2 protein-coding genes are annotated in these 1698 nt (G+C 36.3%); one reads left to right on the top strand and one right to left on the bottom strand.

Annotated elements, in window-relative coordinates; translation table 11 throughout:
* The first annotated feature begins 39 nt into the window (after window positions 1–39).
* On the top strand, window positions 40–651 hold the full coding sequence (locus V7124_RS17810; RefSeq protein ID WP_335491738.1) for a CPBP family intramembrane glutamic endopeptidase: 612 nt from the start codon (window positions 40–42) through the stop codon (window positions 649–651).
* Between the two features lie 35 nt (window positions 652–686).
* On the opposite strand, the gene V7124_RS17805 is transcribed toward V7124_RS17810, so the two are convergent.
* A partial coding sequence (locus tag V7124_RS17805) for a YkvI family membrane protein (protein WP_335491733.1) occupies window positions 687–1698 on the bottom strand: 1012 nt, incomplete at its 5' end.

Here is a 1698-nt window from a genome sequence, read left to right as displayed (position 1 = left end):
AGAAAAGAGCCTTATTGTTGGAAAGGAGCTAAAAAGTAAATGAAGAATCGCTTCTATGACTTACGGCTGATTACTGGTTACATCCTTGCCCATGCTCTAATGTACTTTACCTTCTACGATAAAGCGATATTTTGGTACATATTTACAGGTTCACTGCTAATATTAATCACCTTTGCGATGTTCCAAGAAGATGTTGATGATGAATCCTCATTTTTTAAATATATATCCATTGGTGCTTTATCTGGTTTACTTCTTTATTTTATTTTTTGGCTGGGGGTACAAGCTATTGGCATTCTGAACCTGCCTTTTGATAGTAGTATAAAGAACCTCTACAGGTGGTTTGCTCCATCGTTATTTTGGCAATACCTTGCACTAATTTTAGTGGCAGCACCTGGAGAAGAACTCTTTTGGCGCGGATTTGTTCAAAAAAGACTGCTTCGTTACTTTGGTCCATTTGCAAGTATAACAATTGGCGCCCTTTTGTATGCCTCTGTCCATATTTATTCTGGAACCTTTATCTTAATGCTGGCCGCATTCCTCTCGGGTCTTTTGTGGGGTGCCCTCTATTTGTGGAAAAAGAGCATGCCGCTGGTTATCGTGTCACATATCGTTTTTGATATCATGATCTTTATTATTTTGCCATTAAAATAGAAAAAGCAATGTCTATGACAATGCTTTTCCTATTTTTATGGTTTATTCTCTTTTTCGTTTAAAGGCTTCATCCATAAAAGGATAAAAAAGATGAGGCTAATATAACCAAACAATGGGTAAAGATTTGACAAAAGTTTACTATAGTCAATAAGACTTATGATATAAGCAACGATAAATATAGCTGATATAGTAATAAAAGTATGGACGTTTACAAATTGCTTTAACTGGCGATCTAGTCCATAAACATTCCCAATAACAGAAGTAAAAATTTCACCATATATCACTAAAACAAAGATCCAATAGAAAAAAGGAGCGATTTGCTTCATGATGATTGCCATCGGTATCTCATAAATCTCTAGATTTGGAAGCATGATTAGGGTAAAATGGCTGGATATTAAAATGACAGTTAACGCTGTCCCACCTAAAATCCCTCCCCATTTGATTGTCCAATCATCCTTAATTTCATTTGCAATAGGAACGAGCACTGCTTGTGCTAAAGCTAGGTTTAAGGCAGTATAAGAAAATGGTGCTAATATACTTTTCCATCCATCTTCCACATGGGGAAGATAGAATAATTGATTTATAAAATCCGGTTGTTTAACGGAAAGTGTCATTAACATTAGACTAAAACTAATCATAATGGGGACTACAAACGAATTTACGGCAAATAACCCTTTTGTCCCTACAAGCATAACTAAAAAGGATAAAAATATCGTTATAAAAACGCCTAAGTTTTTCGAAAGCCCTAATTGTTCTTGAAAAACCGCTCCTGCTCCTGAAAGCATGACTGCACTAACTCCCAGAAGCATAAAAAGCATGATTATATTAATACCCCTGCCTGCCCATGTCCCAAACAAGTGTACATTAAATTCTTGATACGAAACTGCATTAATTCGAGCAGAGATTCTCATTAACTTAGACCCTAAGGAGATTAGGAGGTACCCGCTCAATAAAATACTTAGAAACCCAATGAAACCAAACCGTGAGAAAAACTCAACAATCTCTCTACCTGTTGCAAATCCTGCACCAACCACCGTACCAACGTAG

Origin of the sequence: Neobacillus niacini, from assembly GCF_036961885.1 — a bacterium.
Taxonomy (GTDB): Bacteria; Bacillota; Bacilli; order Bacillales; family Cytobacillaceae; genus Neobacillus; species Neobacillus niacini_H.
Note: the sequence above shows the minus strand (reverse complement) of the source record. Positions and strands in the feature narration are given on the sequence as shown.